This is a genomic window from uncultured Sphingomonas sp., from assembly GCF_934560975.1.
Taxonomy (GTDB): Bacteria; Pseudomonadota; Alphaproteobacteria; order Sphingomonadales; family Sphingomonadaceae; genus Sphingomonas_I.
The window spans coordinates 38,850-56,730 of sequence record NZ_CAKTFO010000007.1 but is presented as its reverse complement, the minus strand read 5'-3'; the positions used below and the strand labels follow the sequence as shown (position 1 = coordinate 56,730).

Sequence of the window (17,881 nt, the reverse complement as noted above, 5' to 3'; positions counted from 1 at the left end):
CCCGACCCGCGCTCCTGCGAAGGCAGGAGCCCGGTCGGCGCGGGAATTACCGCAAGGTCTGGCTCCTGCCTTCGCAGGAGGACGGTGTGATGCATCCCGATCGCGAACCACTCTAGTCCCGACCTCAGCCGACGGCTTGACAAACCAGAACAAACCGTGTACAAGCCTTTCCGTTCCACACGTCCGGCCGGGGTGGGGGACAAGCTTGCTTCGCCTGCCTGGAAGGGTGGGGGAAGGACGACCGGTGCGGGGCCTGCCTCATGCGTCCAGCAGGAAGCGCTTCGCCAAAATGAGTCCGTCTCGTCCGCATGCTTCGCGCTGCGGTTCATGGACTGTCGACGTCGCGTGCCGGGGTGAGCGGGCGGCGTCATGATCCTCCTTCGGGCGGATCGAGACAGCAATTCCGCAAGCCCCCACCGTCGCCGGGCAGGACGACGGAACGCACCGGTCGCAAAGCTCGCCGCGGGCCATGTTCACGCCTGCGCGGCGTCATGCCCGCAAATCCTACATCTCCGCGTACGTCGCGCCGATCCCACGTCCGATGCCACACGTCCGGTCCCGCACCCCCGATCCCGGGCCTGCATGGAAACGCCGCGATCGCGCCCTACATAAAGCGCATGACCTTTCCTCCGATCGATCACGCCCTCGCTTTCACCATTCCGGACCGCCATGCCCGCGGTCGCCTCGTGCGGCTGGGCGAGACGCTCGATTCCATCCTCTCCGCGCACAAATATCCGCCCGCCATCGAAAAGGTGCTGGCGGAGGCGCTGGTGCTCGCCGCCTTGCTCGGCGCGACGCTGAAGGATGCCGCCGGGCAGCTGACGCTCCAGGCGCAGACCGAAAACGGCGTGATCGAGCTGCTGGTGGCCGATTATCGCGGCGGTCAGCTGCGCGGCTATGTCCGCCACGATCCCGATCGCGTGGCCGATCTGCCGGAGGATGCGACGCTGCCCGATCTGTTCGGCAAGGGTTATCTGGCGATCACCTTCGACCAGGCGGTCACCGGCGAACGCTATCAGGGCATCGTGCCGCTGGAAGGCGACAGCCTCGGCGAGGCGGCGCAATCCTATCTCGCCCAGTCGGAGCAGATACCCAGCCTGGTCCGCATCGCCGTCGAGCGCACGGGTGCCGGCTGCATCGCCGGTGGCCTGATGCTGCAACATCTGCCGGAGGGCGAGGAGGGGCGCGAGCGGTTGCACACCCGCCTCGACCATCCCGAATGGGGCCATGTCGCGGCACTCGGCGGCAGCGTGCGGGGGGAGGAGCTGGCCGATCCGGCGCTTCCGCTCCAGACCCTGTTGTGGCGGCTGTTCAACGAAGACGAAGTGCGCGTGTTTGAAACCTTCCCGCCGGTACGCGGCTGCCGTTGCGATCCCGGCCACGTCGCCAGGGTCATCGCCCGCTTCCCGGAGGAGGAGCAGCGCGCCATGGCCAATGACGACGGCCTGATCGAGGTGAATTGCGAGTTCTGCGCCCGTCGCTTCACCATCGAGCCGCTGTCGGCGTGAATTCCGTTAACCCGACGTTTAGCCCGATGGGGGTAGGGAGAAGTCGTGCCGGATCGGCACTGTCCTCCCTAGCGGCCATTGCGGCCGACACTCGGGCCGCCTCCCAAGGCGGCCCTTTCTTTTGCGCGTGACGCACGCATCCGGTATCGGGTCGAACATGACGGACAATGCGGACAATCCCGCCGGCGCGGCCGTGGTGCTGGTGTCGGGCGGACTCGATTCGATGGTGGTGGCCGCGCTCGCGGTGGAAGCGGGCAAGCGGCTGGTCGCGCTGACCATCGACTATAACCAGCGCCATCGGGTGGAGCTGGACGCCGCCGCGCGCATCGCCGCCCGGCTGGGCGCGGAACGCCATGTGGTGCTGCCGCTCGACCTGTCGCGCTTCGGCGGCTCCTCGCTCACCGACAGCGCCATGGCCGTGCCCAAGGACGGGGTCGGCCCCGGCATCCCGTCCACCTACGTGCCCGCGCGGAACACCATCTTCCTCAGCCTAGCCCTCGGCATGGCGGAGGCGAGCGGCGCGCGCGAAATCCACATCGGCGTCAACGCGCTGGATTATTCCGGCTATCCCGATTGCCGGCCGGAATTCGTCGCCGCGTTCCAGAACCTCGCCAACCTCGCCACCAAGGCAGGCGTGGAGGGCGACGCCTTTCAGGTGCGCACGCCCCTGCTCCACATGACCAAGGCCGATATCGCGGCGGAGGCGGCACGGCTCGGCATCGATGCGGGGCTCAGCTGGTCCTGCTATGATCCGCAGCCGGACGACCTGCATTGCGGGCGCTGCGACAGCTGCCGCCTGCGCGCCAAGGGTTTCCAGGAGGCGGGCCTGCCCGATCCCACCCGCTATGCGGTCGAGCCGGCATGAGCTACGCCGTCAAGGAGATGTTCCTGACCCTGCAGGGCGAAGGATTGCAGGCGGGCATGCGCGCGGTGTTCCTCCGCTTCGCCGGCTGCAATCTCTGGTCGGGGCGGGAGGAGGATCGCCACAAGGCCGACTGCACCTTCTGCGACACGGATTTCGTCGGCACCAACGGCGATGGCGGCGGGCGCTACCCCGATGCCGATTCGCTCGCCGACAAAGCGTGGGAAATGTGGTCGCTCTGGATCGAGCGGGCGGGCGGCTTTCCGATGGTGGTCATCACCGGCGGCGAACCGATGTTGCAGCTGGACGCCGCTTTGGTCGCCGCGCTCAAGGCCCGCGGCTTCCGCGTCTCGATCGAAACCAATGGCACCTTGCCGGTGGTGGAGGGGGTCGACTGGATCTGCGTCAGCCCCAAGGCCGGGACGGAGATCCGCCAGCGTACCGGCAACGAACTCAAGGTCGTGTGGCCGCAGAACGGGCTCGACCTGGAGGCGATGGAGGGCTGGGGCTTCGACCACCTTCTGGTCCAGCCGCTGGACGGCCCCAGCATGCGCGACGCGCGCGAGGCATGCATCAAGTTCGTGGTGGGGCACCCCCGCTGGCGCCTGTCGCTCCAGAACCACAAGATGATCGGCCTGCGCTGACCGCCCGCGGCCCGCACCTGATCCCGCGCTTCCACACCTGACCTGCGCTCCCGCACTACCCTCGTGCTCCCGCGAAAGCGGGAGTCCGGGCCCCGGCGCGGTTCCATCTCCTGGGCTCCCGCCTTCGCGGGAGCACGGTGTTGCGTTACCAAAGCGTCATTCGTGGGAGCGACCACGCACCGGCATCGCCGTCCCGCGACCCGGCGCACCCCGCCGTTACGAACAGACCTTCTTCATGCGGCCCTTCTTGTCGAAGCAGCCCGCAAATTCCGACGCACCGGCGACCTGGACCGGGATGCCGTTGCTGTCGAGCGAGTAATATTGCTCCCCGCGCGGGATCAGGCTGCCGCGAAACTCGCGCATCCGGGTGGTGGCGATCTGGGTCAGTTCGCCAGCCGGGCGGTCCAGCGTCTCGCGACCGATCGAAGATGCCGCCTCGCAGAAATTCAGCTGCGCGTTGAGCGTCGAGAAGCTGTTATACGTGCGGGTCGTATACTGATCCAGCGCGGTGGCCCATGTCTTGCCGGTCGTGCGCTTGAAGTAACCTTGCAGCGTCGTGTAGCTGCGCTGCAACTCCCCCGAATGCTGGCGCAGCATGTTGTTGTAGTTGACGACCGTGCGGAGCGAGGGCGCGAACTGGCACTGCAAAGCCGCGACGTTCAGGCCGGCGCGCATCGTCCACACCAGGTTGGCCAGCTGTTCCTTGGCCGTGGCGCCGGCCAGCGGCAGGGTGATGCCCGGCTCGCCGCCCGCCACCGGGCCGCCATTCTCCACCGTCTGCTTGTTCCAGAACAGGAACGCCTGGCCCGGAGTCGCCGCAACCGCCGTGACCGCCACCGCCACGATCGCCGCTACCCCGTCACGCCACCCCATACGCATCGCAATCTCCCTCACCCCTCCTGCCTAAGGGGCTTTGGGGGCAAGGAAAAGAGGGTGAACGCGTGATAGCCGTTCGGCTGGTCGCAGCTTAATGGCGATGGAGGTGCTTGAGCGCGTAACGACCTTCGCTGAACGGCTCGAACAGGCCGGGGATGGCGGGGTGATCGACCGGCTCGTCACTGGAATCGCGTTCCAGATTGCCCTGGCTGCAATAAGCGACATGGCTGCCGTCCGCATGTTCGGCCAGCAGGTGGTAGAAAGGCTGGTCGCGTTCCGGGCGCACATCCTCGGGAATGGCGGCATACCATTCCTCGCTGTTGGCGAAGACCGGGTCGATGTCGAAGATCACGCCGCGAAAGCCGAACAGGCGGTGGCGCACCACGTCGCCCAGCGCGAAGCGGGCATGGACCACCGGCGGCATGATCGGAAGATCGGAAGGATTGGACGGCAGGGCACGATGCGGAATCATGCCTACAATCTAGTGTCGCGCCGTCCGCAAGCAAGCACCGCTTGGCAAGCGCCGATTTGTCGGCTAACGGCCTCCTCCTTCGACCCACCCCGCTGCGGAGAGGTGCCAGAGTGGTCGATTGGGACGGTCTCGAAAACCGTTGTGCCTTTACGGGTACCGTGGGTTCGAATCCCACCCTCTCCGCCAGCCGGTCCGTGCCAGGATCGGCTGCCCCCCCGGGGTAAGGCCGGCAGCCTGCTTTCCCTGGTCAGTTCAGGTCCAGCATCACCACCGACCTTGGCGGCAGCGTCACCGTCAGCGTGCCGCCGTTCAGCTGTGCCGCGGAAAAGGCCCGTGGGACCACCGTGTCCGGCCGCTCGAAACTGTTGATCGAATCGATCGCCGGGGCGGTGATGATGCGGCCGGTCACGGCGCTTGCGGTCACGCCGGACAGGGCCGCCGTCACGGTCGCGGGCTTGCCGGGGTCAAGGTTGGCCAGGCTGACATGCACCTTGCCGCCCGTGTCGCGCACCGCCGATGCGCTCACCGCCGGCATCACATACTGGTCCTTGTTGTACCATGGGGACGTCAGCGTGATCGGCAGGCTGGTCGCGTCCTGATACGGCTTGTAGAGGTCGAACACCCAATAAGTGGGCGTGCGCACCATCTTCGCGCCGTCGGTCAGGATCATCGCCTGCAGCACGTTCACCATCTGCGCGATGGCGGTCATCTTCACCCGGTCGGCATGTTTGACGAAGATGTTGAAGTTGATCGCCGCGACCAGCGCATCCCGCAGCGAATTCTGTTGCCGCAGGAAGCCGGGATTGGTGCCGGGATCGGGGTCGTACCAGGTGCCCCATTCGTCCACCACCAGCCACAGCCGCTTGCCCGGATCATATTTGTCCATGATCGCGGCATGTTTGGAAATCAGCTCCTCCATCCGCAGCGTGTTGGCGAGCGTGCCGGCCCACGCCGCCTCGTCGAACCCCGTCGCCGGTCCCTTATGCTCCCAACTGCCGGGGAAGGTGTAGTAGTGCAGGGTCAGGCCGTCGATCTGGCGTGACGCCTCGCGCACCAGCGTCTCGGTCCACTGATAATCGTCGGAATTGGCGCCGCTCGCGAACTTCAGCGTGTGCGTGCCCGCCGGAACCTTGACGAAGGTGGCATAACGCTTGGTCACGTCGGCGGCATAGTCCGCGCGCATGTTGCCGCCACAACCCCACAGCTCGTTGCCGATCCCGACATAAGGCAGCGCCCATGGCTGCTTGCGCCCGTTCTTCGCGCGCTCGTCGGCCAGGCTGCCGGCGGGGGAGGTGATATATTCCACCCACTCGGCCAGCTCGCGCGGTGGCGCATTGCCGACATTGCCGGAGACATAGGCCTCCGCCCCGACCAGCTCGCTATAGTTCATGAACTCGTGGGTGCCGAAGCTGTTCGGCTCGGTCACGCCGCCCCAATGGGTGTTGATCTTGACCGGCCGCTTGGCCGCCGGGCCGACGCCCTCGCGCCAGTGATATTCGTCGGCGAAGCAGCCGCCGGGCCAGCGGATCACCGGCACGTTGATCGCCTTCAGCGCCTCCAGCACGTCGCGGCGATAGCCGTTGACGTTGGGGATCTTGGAATTGCGGCCGACCCACACGCCTTCATAGATGCCGTGGCCGAGATGCTCCGCGAACTGGCCGAAGACCTGGCGGTCGACCTTGGGGCCGGGCTGGTCGGCCCGCACCGTCATGGTGGCGGAAACCGCCGCAAGCTCGGGTGCCTGTGCGATGGCCGGCATCGCCGCCAGGATCATGGCCAGGCTTGCCGCAAGCAGCCTCCAACGGGTTTGGCGCATCACGCTCTCTCCACTTGGTTGGTCCGCTTCCGGGGCGGGCGGTTGTTTTGTCGGACCAGATCATGCGCCTCGATCAAGATCAAGCCGGCAGCGGGGGTGGGGGGCGTGGCGCGGCGCGGGAACGCGGATGCGGATCGGCCGTTCGATCGGGCAACCTAGCTGGACTTCACACGCATTTATGACCGATCCTGACACGGGCGCTCTCGCCGCGCTTGCCGAACCCGTTCCCGTTCCCGCGCTGGGTACTGGCGAAACCGCCGCGGCACTTGCCGAACAGCTGGAGCAGGGCGACCTGATCGCCGCCGCCGTCGACGAACCCACCGGCATCGCGATCGCCCAGGCGCTGCGGGCGGCCGCCCCCCACGCCGTCGTCCTGTTCTGTCCGGGCAGCGACGCATTGCCGGGCGACGATGCCCCGGCATCCCCGGCCAATGTCGGGCAGCGGGTCGCGGCCCTGCGGCAATTGCGGCTGCTTCGGGGCGACGCGGACGGTGACCGCGCGCCCATCGCCTGCATCACCACCGGCGAGGCGCTGGCCCGCGCCTACCCGCCGCCGCCCGCGTTCGAGGCGGAGCCGCCCGCCGTCAAGGTCGGGGCGGAGGCCGACCTCGCCGCCTTGTGCGAGCAATTGGTGGCGATCGGCTATGTGGTGGACGAACGGGTGGACGAACCCGGCGAAGTCGCCTTGCGCGGCCAGGTGCTGGACGTATTCCCCGCCGACGTCGACCGTCCCTTGCGGATCGAGGTCGCGGACGGGCGCATCGTTTCGATCCGCATCTACGACCCCGCCGACCAGCGCACGGTGGAGGAGGTGGACGCCCACGAACTCGGCCGCGTGGCGGAGCCGGCTCTGGGCGACGACCGCACCAGCCTGCTCGATCACCTGCCCGGCGCGCAGGTGGTGATCGGCGGCGGCGCGGACGAACGCCGCCGCCGCTTCCTGGCTTTGTCCGCCGATGCGGCCAAGCGCCGGCCGCAGCGTGCGATGCGCGACGTGATCGACCAGAAGGCCTGGAACAAGGCTGTATCCGGCCACCAACGGCTGGACCTTGCCCGCGAGGGCGAACCGCCCGCCCGTTTCGTGGAGGGCAAGGCGCCGCTGCGTGCCTTTGCCGCCGCCGTCCGCGCCGCGTGGAAGGCGGGCGAATGCGTCGTGCTGCTCGGCGGCGAACGCGACCTGCGCTTCCTCGGCCGGCGCGCGACCAAGGCGCTGAACACCGATGTGGTCCCGCTCGGCGGCTGGGCAGAGATACGCGGCAGCAAGGCGGACGGCCTCCTGTCGCTGCCGATGGCGGTGGATCGCGGCTTCCGGCGAAACGGCATCCTGGCCGTGGCGGCGGCCGACCTGCTCGGCAGCCGCGCCGAACGCGACACCGCCGCGACCAACGTCGCCGACACCGCCTTGTTCGACTTTGGCGAGATCCGCGCCGGCGACGTGGTGGTGCATGAGGATCATGGCATCGGCATCGTCGCGGGCCTCGACCGGCTTGCGGGCTCCGAAGGCGGCGACGATGCCGGCGACGCGATCAAGCTCACCTACGCCAATGACGGCGTGCGGCTGGTGCCGGTGGCGGAGGCGGACCGCATCTGGCGCTACGGCGCGGAGGCGGACGCGGTTGCGCTCGACCGGCTCGACGGATCGAGCTGGGAGAAACGACGCGGCGAGATCGATGCCGCCATCGCGGAGAGCGCCCGCACCCTGACCCGATTGGCGGCCGAGCGCGCGGAGCAGACCGCCCCCGTGCTCGACCCCGATCCCGCCGCCTATGAACGGTTCGCCGCCGGCTTCGCCTTCACCGAAACGCCCGACCAGGCCAAGGCGATCGCGGCGGTGCGCACCGATCTCGCCTCGGGCAGGCCGATGGACCGGCTGGTCATCGGCGACGTCGGCTATGGCAAGACGGAGGTCGCGTTGCGCGCCGCCGCCATCGCCGCTTTGGCCGGCAGGCAGGTCGCGATCGCCGCGCCCACCACCGTGCTCGCCCGCCAGCATATCGAAAGCTTCACCGAACGGTTCGAGGGCACCGGCATCGTCGTCGCCGGCCTGTCGCGCCTGTCCTCCGCCGCCGAGAAGAAGAAGGTCAAGGCCGGGCTGGCGGACGGATCGATCCATGTGGTCGTCGGCACCGGCGCCGTCGCCGGCAAGGGCGTTGCCTACAAGGATCTGGCGCTGGTCATCATCGATGAGGAGCAAAGGTTCGGCGCGGCCGACAAGGACCGGCTGCGCAGCCAGTCCGCCGGCCACGTCCTGACCCTGTCCGCCACGCCGATCCCGCGCACGCTTCAGATGGCGCTGGTCGGGCTTCAGCAATTGTCGGTGATCGCCACCCCGCCGGCGCGCCGCCAGCCGATCCGCACCGCCGTCGGCACGTTCGTGCCGGAAACGCTGCGGGCGGCCCTGCTGCGCGAACGGAGCCGGGGTGGGCAGAGCTTCGTCGTCGTGCCCCGGATCGAGGACATGGCCCCGCTTGCGGAAACTTTGGGCAAGCTGGTGCCGGAGCTGGAAGTGCTGCAGGCGCACGGCAAGATGCCGGCGGCCGAGATCGACGAGGCGATGGTCCGCTTCGGCCGGGGCGAAGGCGACGTGCTGCTCGCCACCAACATCATCGAGGCGGGGCTGGACGTGCCGCGCGCCAACACGATGGTGATCTGGCGCGCCGACCGCTTCGGCCTGTCGCAGCTGCACCAGTTGCGCGGCCGGGTCGGGCGCGGCAGCCGGCGGGGGCAGGTGCTGCTGTTCACCGATCCCGAGCATGAGATAGCGCCGCGCACGCTCAAGCGGCTGCGCACGCTGGAGGCGTTCGATCGCCTCGGCGCGGGCTTCGCGATCAGCGCGCGCGACCTGGACATGCGCGGCGCCGGCGACCTGCTGGGCGAAACGCAGGCGGGCCACATGAAGCTGATCGGGATCGACCTGTACCAGCAACTGCTGGAAAGCGCGCTGCGCCAGGCGCGGGGCGAAACGGTGGACCGCTGGACGCCCGAACTGCAACTCGGCCTCGACGGTCGCCTGCCCGAATCGTGGATCCCGGACGAGGAACTGCGCGTCACCACCTATGCCCGCATCGCCCGCCTGGCCGACGCCGATGCGCTGGCCGCGCTGGAGGAGGAGCTGGAGGACCGCTTCGGCGCGATGCCGGAGGAGGTGCGGCGGCTGCTCGCCATTGCCGGGCTGCGGGCCGAGGCACGCGCCGCCGACATCGCCCGCATCGTCGCGGGCCCCGGCGCCATCGCGATCGAGCCGCGTCCCCGCGTTAAGATCGACGCCAGGGCGCATGGTCTGGAGGAGAAATCGGGACGCTATCTGTTGCAGGAGCGGATCGAGGATCCCCGGCAGCGGATGGAGCGCGTGGGCGAGATCGTGCGCGCGCTGATCCCGGCCGACTGACGCGGCGGCGGCGCGCCGCGACCGACCGGGCGGCTGGCGATCGTCAGCCGGTTCGGCCGGTCCTCACTGCGCGCGGCCGGCCTGCATCCAGCCGAACGACTGCGCCGCGATTGCCACCTGGGTGCGGTTGCGGACGTTCAGCTTGCGCATCAATGCGGTCATGTGCGCCTTCACCGTCGCCTCGGCGATGCCCAGGTCGAATGCGATCTGCTTGTTGAGCAGGCCGGAATGCACGCCGCGCAGCACCTTCATCTGGGTCGGCGTCAGCTGGATGGAGGGCGCCTGCGCCGGATCGGCCCGTCCTGGCAAAGCGGATTCGTTCTGTTGAAGCATGGTCGCCATCGTCACTCTCCTGCGCGCGGCGTCTTGGTGTCCGGTGCCCGATCATTGCCGGGCTTGGCTGGACTCGCCTTGCAAAGGCAGGATTAACGGTATCTGTTGGACAACTTCAAGCGATTTCCGCCCATCATGGGCCCGAAATGAACAGCGGCACGATGGTCCGATGCGAAGCTGTCGGACAGGCGGAGCCGACGCGGCCGCTGCTTGTGACGCGAACGAAACCGCGCGATGCTGGCAGCATATTGGGGGTGACGATGAGCCAAGCACGGCTGGCCGACCGGGCCTATTCAGGCATTGTCGAGATGATCAACGTCGACCGGCTTGCCGCCGGCGATCGGCTGCCGTCCGAATCCCGTCTGGCCGAAATGTTCGGCATGTCGCGCACCATCGTGCGAGAGGCACTGGTGCGTCTCGCCTCCGACGGCATCACGGAGGCGCGGCGTGGGTCGGGATCGTTCGTGAAGAGCCGGCCGTCCGACCGGCTCGGCGCCTATATGCCACTTTCGGAATTGCCCGCGACGCTCGGCAGCTACGAAGTGCGCTTCGTGCTGGAGGCGGAGTCGGCCCGGCTCGCCGCGATGCGCCGGTCGGCGGAGGATATGGACGTGATCGAGGACGGGCTGGAGCAGTTGCGCGCCGCCTTGCTGTCCAGCGCGCCGGCCCATGCCGAGGACATGGAGCTGCACCGCCGCATCGCCCAGGCGACCGCCAACCCCGCCTTTCTGGTGGCGTTCGATTCGCTCCGTTCGGAAACCGACCGGATCATGCGCGCCGGCGTGGACATCTCCCGCTCGCGCCCGCCGGAGGTGATCCGGGTGATGATGCGGGAGCATGAGATGATCGTGGACGCGATCCATGCCCAGGATGCGGACGGGGCCGCGCTGGCGATGCGCTGGCACCTGTCGGAAGGCCGCAAGCGCCTGATGCCCTGAACCGGACTCCTGTTCGACCTACACCGATCTCCTCTCGTGCTCCTGCGCATCACAGGAGCACGCTTGCCAGCCCGGGCAGGACAGAGGCTGATCGATCAGCGGCCTCGTTTGAGGGTGCTACGCCCGCAGCCAGGCGAGCGCGTCGTCGCGCAGGCGTTCGGGTGGGGCGCTGGCGTCCAGGATCAACGCCGCCTCCTGCGGCTCCGGCCGCTCCAGCGTGGCCAACTGGCTCTCCAGCAAGGTCGGCGGCATGTAATGGCCTTGCCGGCTGGTCAGCCGCCGTGCCAGTTCCTGGCGGTCATTGTCCGGCAGCAGGAAGCGGGTCGGCGCGCCGATCGCCTCGACCAGCCGCGCCCGATAGCTGCGCCGCAGGGCCGAGCAGGCGGCGACCGCAATCCCCTCCGCCGCGACGCTGGCGCCGATCGCCGCGCCCAGCCGGTCCAGCCACGGCCAGCGGTCCTCGTCCGTCAGCGGGATGCCGCTCCGCATCCTGGCCACGGCGCTGTCGTCGTGAAACGCGTCGCCCTCCAGGAACGGGCAGTGCAGCGCCTCGGCGATCAGCGTGCCCAGCGTGGATTTGCCGCTGCCGCTCACGCCCATCACGATGATGGCCATGGGCGACCGGGCTGCGCGAGTGGGTGGTGGTTGCAAGCATTCCCCCGGCAAAAGCGGTGCATGGCCGATTGTCGGGGCGACATACCGGCCGGCATCATGGTCCGCATCTAACGACAAGCCAACGTCATCCGGAATTACGACCATGGTCGCGGATGCCGGGTCCAGCCGATCGGCCTAGGCCTGCATCAATGGCGGCATTGCCGGTCATCAACGACAGAGTGGTGGGAGTGGGCATGAAGGCTGGTTTGCTGGCGGCTGCCGCAATCGTGATGGTTCCTGTGAGCGGTTGGGCCGCGACCGGATCGGTGCTGCCGACCGCGCCCAATGATCCGCGCGCCGTTACCGTGCGCGGCAAGGGCGACGGGCGCACGGACGATAGCGCGGCACTTCAGCGCGCGATCGACGCGGCGCGCGACAAGACCGGGCACGGCCTCGTCTTCCTGCCGTCGGGGCGCTACCGCCTGACCCGCAGCATCCTGATCCCGCCCGGCGTCCGCATCCTCGGCGTCGGCCCGACCCGCCCGGTCCTGGTGCTGGGCGCCAACACGCCCGGATTCCAGAAGGGCGTCGCGACCATGGTCGTGTTCACCGGCGGCGACCAATATAATGTCGGCCAGGTCCCGGTCCCGGTGCCGACCGTCGTGCCGCCCAGCCTGCAGGTGCGCGACGCCAATAGCGGCACCTTCTATTCGTCGATGAGCAATGTCGACGTGGAGATCGGCAACGGCAATCCGGCGGCGGCGGCGGTGCGCTTCCGCATGGCGCAGCATGCCTTCCTGACCCACATGGACTTCCGCCTGGGCTCCGGTTTCGCGGGTGTCTACCAGGCCGGCAACGTCATGAAGGACGTGCATTTTCATGGCGGCCGCTACGGCATCGTCACCGAAAAGACCTCGCCCGCCTGGCAGTTCACGCTGATCGATTCCACCTTCGACGGGCAGCGCGACGCCGCCATCCGCGAACATGAGGTCGACCTGACCCTGGTCAACGTCGCCATCCGCGACACGCCGGTCGGGATCGAGATCGATCGCGGCTACAGCGACTCGCTGTGGGGCAAGGACGTCCGGTTCGAGAATGTATCGCGCGCCGGCGTGGTCATCTCGAACGAGAACAACGTCTATACGCAAATCGGCTTCGACAATGCGGTGGCGTCCAACACGCCGGTCTTCGCCCGCTTCCGCGAAAGTGGGCGCACCGTCGCCGGCAAGGGCCGCGCCTACAAGGTCGGATCGTTCAGCTACGGGCTGGCGGTGCCTGGCCTCGGCAAGATGGGCGAATACAAGACCGAGGCGGACGTGACCGCTCTGTCCGCGCTGCCGGCTGCGCCGGTGCAGGCGGTACGCGCCACGCCGCCTTTGTCCGAATGGACCAACGTCAAGGATCTGGGCGTCAAGGGCGACGGCCGCACCGACGATACCGCCGCGCTCCAGCGGGCGATCGACAGCCACCGCGTGCTGTATCTGCCGATCGGCTTCTACATCGTTACCGACACGCTGCGGCTGCGTCCCGACACCGTGCTGATCGGCCTGCATCCCGCGATCACCCAGTTCGTCATTCCCGACAACAATGCCCGCCATGCCGGGCTCGGCACGGTGGTGCCGGTGGTGGAGACACCGCGCGGCGGCGACAACATCGTCTCCGGCATCGGCATCTTCACCGGGCGCATCAATCCGCGTGCCTCCGCGCTCCTGTGGCGCTCGGGGGCGAACAGCCTGATGGAGGATGTGAAGATCATGGGCGGCGGCGGCACGCCCACCGTCGACACCAAGCCGCTGGGCGCGGCCAACGCCCACAGCGGCGATCCCGTGGCCGACAATCGCTGGGACGCGCAATATCCCAGCATTTGGGTGACGGACGGCGGCGGCGGCACCTTCACCGACGTGTGGAGCCCCAACACCTTCGCCCAGGCCGGCTTCTACGTGTCCGATACCAGCACGCCCGGTCACGTCTACGAAATGTCGGTCGAGCACCATGTCCGCAACGAGATCGTGCTCGACAATGTCCAGAACTGGGAGTTCCTGGCGCCGCAGACCGAGCAGGAAGTGGGCGAGGGGATGGACGCCATCTCGCTCGAAATCCGCAACTCCAGCAATCTCAGCTTCGCCAATTACCACGCCTATCGCGTGACGCGGACGTTCCACCCGAACGAGGCGGCGGTGAAGCTGTTCAATTCGTCGGACATCCGCTTCCGCAACGTCCATATCAATGCCGAAAGCGGCTATGCCGGGTGCGAGGAGGAAGGTTGCGGCACGTTCCTGCGCGCCAGCAAGTTCCCGTTCGACAACAGCATCCAGGATCGCACCAACGGGCTTGAACTGCGCGAGCGTGAGTTCGCCAAGCTCGACCTGCCGGCCAAATCCGACACCGCCAAGCCGCCGCGCATGGGCGCCGACGTCAAGAAGCTGGAAAGCGGCTTCTGGTCGATCTCCGGCGCGACGGTGGGCGCGGACGGCGCGCTCTACTTCGTGGAGCATCGCTTCCAGCGCATCTACCGCTGGACCGAGGCGCGCGGGCTTGAGGTGGTGCGCGACAATGCGCTCGACCCCGTCAATCTCGGCATGGACCGGTCCGGCAAGCTGCTGGTCCTGTCGTCGCTGGGCGCCAAGGGCGGCGTCTATTCGATCGATCCCAACGGTCCCAAGGACCAGCTGACCGTCATCCAGCCGACGCCGGCCCGGCCGCGCGCCGACGCCACCACCCTGCTGCCGGTGAATTGGTGGAACAATGGCGAGTTCCGCGACCAGCTGAACCCCACCACCTATCAGTTCACCACCCTGGCGGAAATGTTCGCCCGCGACGCCGGCACGCCCAAAGCGCGCGAATATGTCTCGCCGGACGGAAGCCTGGTGCTGCCGGCCTTCCGCGTGTGGCAGCAGGGCACGCCCGACCATGTCGGCTGGCGCTGGTCCGACACGCTCGACAGCTTCGGCCTGATCGGGGGCAAGCCGGGCAAGCGCGTCTATGTCGCCAACGCATCGGAGAACAAGACCTACAGCGCCATCGTCGGCGCGGGCGGCGCGCTGACCCAGATCCAGCCGTTCGCCAATCGCGGCGGGGAAAGCGTGACCACGGATGCGCGCGGCCGGGTCTATGTCGCGAACGGACAGGTGTTCGTCTACGCGCCGGACGGCCGCGAACTGGGCCGGATCGACGTGCCGGAACGCCCCCTTCAGCTGGTGTTCGGCGGGCCGGACAAGCGCACCCTGTTCATCCTGACGCACCACTCGCTCTACGCGGCCAAGCCGTAACCGCAATTCATCGCACAAGAATATCGACAGGTGAGGATTACCCAATGCGCCACATCGTAGCTGACACGCCCGAAGCCCCGTCGCGACAGCGCAGCCGCGCCATGCTGGTCACCACCAGTCTGGCCGCGCTCGCCATGGCCGCGCTGACCGGGCCGGCTTATGGCCAGACGGCGCCTGCGCCGGCGGCACCCGTGCCGGACCTGCCCGCCTCCACCCAGTCGGCCGATCCGGCCGCGCCCGCGCAACTGGTCGGGCCGGCCAATCCGGCGTCGCCCGCCACCACGCCCACCGCCCCCGGTGAGGCGGATATCGTCGTCACGGGATCGCGCATCACCTCCAGCGGCTTCAACGCGCCGACGCCCACCACCGTGATCGGCGAGGCGCAGATCGCCCAGAACGCGCAGCCGAACATCTTCAACACGATCGCGCAGCTGCCGTCGCTGCAGGGTTCGACCGGCGCCACCACCGGCACGTTCAGCACGTCCAGCGGCACGCAGGGCCTCAGCTCCTTCTCGCTGCGCGGGCTCGGCGCGATCCGCACCCTGACCCTGCTCGACGGCCAGCGCGTGGTCGGCGCGAACGTGACCGGCGTGCCGGACATCAGCATGTTCCCGCAATTGCTGGTCAAGCGCGTCGACGTGGTGACCGGCGGTGCGTCCGCTTCCTACGGGTCGGACGCGGTCGGCGGCGTGGTCAACTTCGTGACCGACACGCGCTTCGAAGGAATCAAGGGCAACATTCAGGGTGGCATCACCAGATATGGCGATGACGAACAGGGCCTGGTCCAGCTGGCGGTCGGCAAGGCATTCCTCGACAATCGCCTGCACGTCATCCTCAGCGGCGAATATGACCATGAAGGCGGCGTTGGCGCGGGCGACTTCGGCACCGACCTGGCCGGCAGCCGCAACTGGTATCGCGCGTCGACCTTGCTCAACACCGGCCAGCTCAACAATGGCCTGCCGCAGTTCAACTATCGCGACTATGCGCAGCCCTACCAATATTCGCGCTACGGCCTGATCAACAACGGCCCGTTGCAGGGCATTGCCTTCGACCAGAACGGAACGCCCTACAATTTCAACTACGGTTCCGGCGGGCGGCCGACCGGCACCGGCACCGTCACCGGCTGCTACACCGGCAACAGCTTCTGCGTCGGCGGCGACCTGACGGGCGCGCCGGGTTCGGGCGCGTCGCTGAAGTCGGAGCTGGAACGCCTCAACGGCTTCGGCCGGGTGGGGTTCGACTTCGCGCCGAACAACGAGATCTATGCCACCGTCAACGTGGCGCAGGTCAAGACCAACAACCAGCCGAATCCCGGTTATAACCGCCCCAGCCTGACGGTGCAGTGCGCCAATCCGTTCCTGCCGCAGCTGGTGCGCGATCGCTGCGCCACCGCCGGCATCACCCAGTTCGGCTTCGGCACCAGCAACGCCAACTTCCCCGATCCGCACGTCTATACCGATCGTCGCCAATATCGCTTCGTCGGCGGGCTGAAGGGCAAGTTCGACGTGGGCGGAACGGATTGGAGCTACGATGCCTATTATGAACATGGCATCACCATCTCGGACATCAACGTCCGCGATATCGTGCTGCAGAACCGCTACGTCGCCGCGACCAACGCGATCACGCTGAACGGCGCGATCGTCTGCGCCGATCCGGCGGCGCGCGCGGCGGGCTGCCAGCCGATCAACATCTTCGGCGGAGCCACGCCCTCGTCGTCGGCGCTGGCGTATGTCACCCCGGAAAACGGGCCGTTCCAGCATACCAAGCTGACCCAGGACGTGGTCAGCGTGAACTTCTCCGGCACGCCGGTGGAGTTGTGGGCGGGGCCTCTGTCCGTCGCGTTCGGCGGCGAATATCGGCGTGAATATTACCGCGTGAACGGCGATCCCTATGGCGCCGGCGTCACCGATCGTAGCCCCAACAGCGATGCCTATCCTGCCGATCCGCTGCTCAACTCGGCGCTCGGCAGCAACTGGGCAGCGGGCAATTACAAGAACGGCCGCGGCAAGTATGACGTGTATGAAGGGTTCCTCGAACTCGATCTGCCGCTGTTCGACAGCGAGACCTTGGGTCGCGCGAACCTGAACGGTGCCGGGCGCGGCACCCATTACAGCACGTCGGGTACGGTGTGGGCGTGGAAGGTCGGCGGCACCTGGGACACGCCGTTCGACGGCTTCCGCGTCCGTGCGGTGACGTCGCGCGACGTGCGCGCGCCGAACCTGTCGGAGCTGTTCGCCGCGCCGACCGTCACGACGGTGCCGAACTTCAACGATCCGTTCAACAACCAGGCGGTGCAGATCTTCCAGAACACGGTCGGCAACCCCGCCCTGAAGCCGGAAATCGCGCGCAACACGGAAGCAGGCGTGGTGCTGGCGCGTCCCTCCTGGCTGCCCGGCCTCAGCCTGTCGTTCGATTATTACAACATCAAGCTGAAGGGCGTGATCTCCACCCTGACGGCTGACCAGATCGTGCGCTTCTGCTTTGAAGGCAACAATGCCTTCTGCGGCGGCTTCACGCTCAACGGTCCGCAGGGCAGCAATTTCGTCAACGTGCAGCCGTTCAACCTGGCGTCGTGGAAGACCAACGGCTTCGATATCGAGGCGAGCTATCAGTGGCAGAAACCACTTGGCCTGGATGGCAGCTTCACCATCCGCGCGCTCGGCACCCACGTTCGCGAGTTCGTGGTCAGCGCCGGCGTGCCGGGCGTGAACCCGATCGATCAGGCGGGCGCCAACACCGGCAACACGCCCGACTGGAAGTGGCTGGCGGTTCAGACCTATGCCAATGACAGGTTCAGCCTGACGCTGCAGGAACGCTGGTTCTCCGACGGCGTGTTCGGCAACCAGTATGTGGTCTGCACCACCAGCTGCCCGGCCTCGACCGGCAACAATCCGACGATCGACTATAACCGGATGAAGGGCGCCTTCTACTTCGACGTGGGCGGTACGTTCAACGTCAACAAGGCGATCCAGGCCTATTTCAAGGTCGACAATGTGTTCGATCGCGATCCCACGCCATCGCCGCAGACCAATACCGGCATCGATATCAACCCGGCGCTCTACGATACGTTGGGCCGTATCTATCGCGCCGGCGTCCGCTTCAACTTCTAACTCCACCTGTCCGGCCGGGCGCCGGACAGAATCCCTTCCCCACCGACTCGTCCCGGCCGTGAAAAGCCGGG

At 67.6% G+C, this 17,881-nt stretch carries 12 protein-coding genes and 1 tRNA gene; 8 read left to right on the top strand and 5 right to left on the bottom strand.

The annotated features are described in order from the left end of the window. Positions 1-617: 617 nt before the first annotated feature. The 3 genes from Q0D93_RS07110 (at position 618) to queE (ending at position 3,014) form a co-directional block, all read left to right on the top strand. Positions 618-1,508 (top strand): Hsp33 family molecular chaperone HslO, encoded by an 891-nt coding sequence (locus Q0D93_RS07110; RefSeq protein ID WP_294392384.1) that lies wholly within the window; start codon positions 618-620, stop codon positions 1,506-1,508. 157 nt (positions 1,509-1,665) lie between these two features. Continuing rightward, positions 1,666-2,373, top strand: a complete 708-nt coding sequence (queC, locus tag Q0D93_RS07105) for a 7-cyano-7-deazaguanine synthase QueC (RefSeq protein ID WP_294392382.1) — start codon at positions 1,666-1,668, stop codon at positions 2,371-2,373. After that, a complete protein-coding gene (gene queE, locus Q0D93_RS07100) occupies positions 2,370-3,014 on the top strand; it encodes a 7-carboxy-7-deazaguanine synthase (RefSeq protein WP_294392380.1) in 645 nt (214 codons plus the stop codon). The genes queC and queE overlap by 4 nt, the downstream gene beginning before the upstream one ends. 216 nt (positions 3,015-3,230) lie before the next feature. On the opposite strand, the gene Q0D93_RS07095 is transcribed toward queE, so the two are convergent. Continuing rightward, complete coding sequence (locus tag Q0D93_RS07095) at positions 3,231-3,893, bottom strand: hypothetical protein (RefSeq protein ID WP_294392378.1); 663 nt, start codon at positions 3,891-3,893, stop codon at positions 3,231-3,233. A gap of 88 nt (positions 3,894-3,981) precedes the next feature. Next, on the bottom strand, positions 3,982-4,314 hold the full coding sequence (gene hspQ / locus Q0D93_RS07090) for a heat shock protein HspQ (protein ID WP_294392509.1): 333 nt from the start codon (positions 4,312-4,314) through the stop codon (positions 3,982-3,984). A 144-nt stretch (positions 4,315-4,458) separates the two neighbouring features. Here hspQ and Q0D93_RS07085 point away from each other — a divergent pair. Next, positions 4,459-4,548: transfer RNA gene (locus Q0D93_RS07085), tRNA-Ser, on the top strand. A gap of 61 nt (positions 4,549-4,609) precedes the next feature. Here the strand turns inward: Q0D93_RS07085 and Q0D93_RS07080 are convergent. Continuing rightward, positions 4,610-6,121 carry an alpha-L-arabinofuranosidase C-terminal domain-containing protein gene (locus tag Q0D93_RS07080; protein WP_294392508.1) on the bottom strand — a complete coding sequence of 504 codons (1,512 nt, stop codon included), beginning with the start codon at positions 6,119-6,121 and terminating at the stop codon, positions 4,610-4,612. Between the two features lie 235 nt (positions 6,122-6,356). Here Q0D93_RS07080 and Q0D93_RS07075 point away from each other — a divergent pair, with 235 nt between their 5' ends. Continuing rightward, complete coding sequence (locus Q0D93_RS07075; protein WP_294392376.1) at positions 6,357-9,566, top strand: helicase-related protein; 3,210 nt, start codon at positions 6,357-6,359, stop codon at positions 9,564-9,566. A gap of 63 nt (positions 9,567-9,629) precedes the next feature. Here the strand turns inward: Q0D93_RS07075 and Q0D93_RS07070 are convergent, their stop codons facing one another. Further along, positions 9,630-9,899: a response regulator transcription factor gene (locus Q0D93_RS07070; protein WP_294392506.1), complete on the bottom strand. Its 270-nt coding sequence runs from the start codon at positions 9,897-9,899 to the stop codon at positions 9,630-9,632. Positions 9,900-10,159: 260 nt separating this feature from the next. Here Q0D93_RS07070 and Q0D93_RS07065 point away from each other — a divergent pair, with 260 nt between their 5' ends. Beyond that, on the top strand, positions 10,160-10,837 hold the full coding sequence (locus Q0D93_RS07065; protein ID WP_294392374.1) for a FadR/GntR family transcriptional regulator: 678 nt from the start codon (positions 10,160-10,162) through the stop codon (positions 10,835-10,837). Between the two features lie 117 nt (positions 10,838-10,954). On the opposite strand, the gene Q0D93_RS07060 is transcribed toward Q0D93_RS07065, so the two are convergent. Further along, positions 10,955-11,452, bottom strand: coding sequence for a gluconokinase (locus Q0D93_RS07060; protein WP_294392371.1), 498 nt, complete (start codon positions 11,450-11,452; stop codon positions 10,955-10,957). Positions 11,453-11,685: 233 nt separating this feature from the next. Here Q0D93_RS07060 and Q0D93_RS07055 point away from each other — a divergent pair, with 233 nt between their 5' ends. Both Q0D93_RS07055 and Q0D93_RS07050 read left to right on the top strand, forming a co-directional pair. Further along, positions 11,686-14,700 carry a glycosyl hydrolase family 28-related protein gene (locus Q0D93_RS07055; RefSeq protein WP_294392369.1) on the top strand — a complete coding sequence of 1,005 codons (3,015 nt, stop codon included), beginning with the start codon at positions 11,686-11,688 and terminating at the stop codon, positions 14,698-14,700. A gap of 101 nt (positions 14,701-14,801) precedes the next feature. Then, positions 14,802-17,810, top strand: a complete 3,009-nt coding sequence (locus tag Q0D93_RS07050) for a TonB-dependent receptor (RefSeq protein WP_294392504.1) — start codon at positions 14,802-14,804, stop codon at positions 17,808-17,810. Positions 17,811-17,881: the final 71 nt, after the last annotated feature.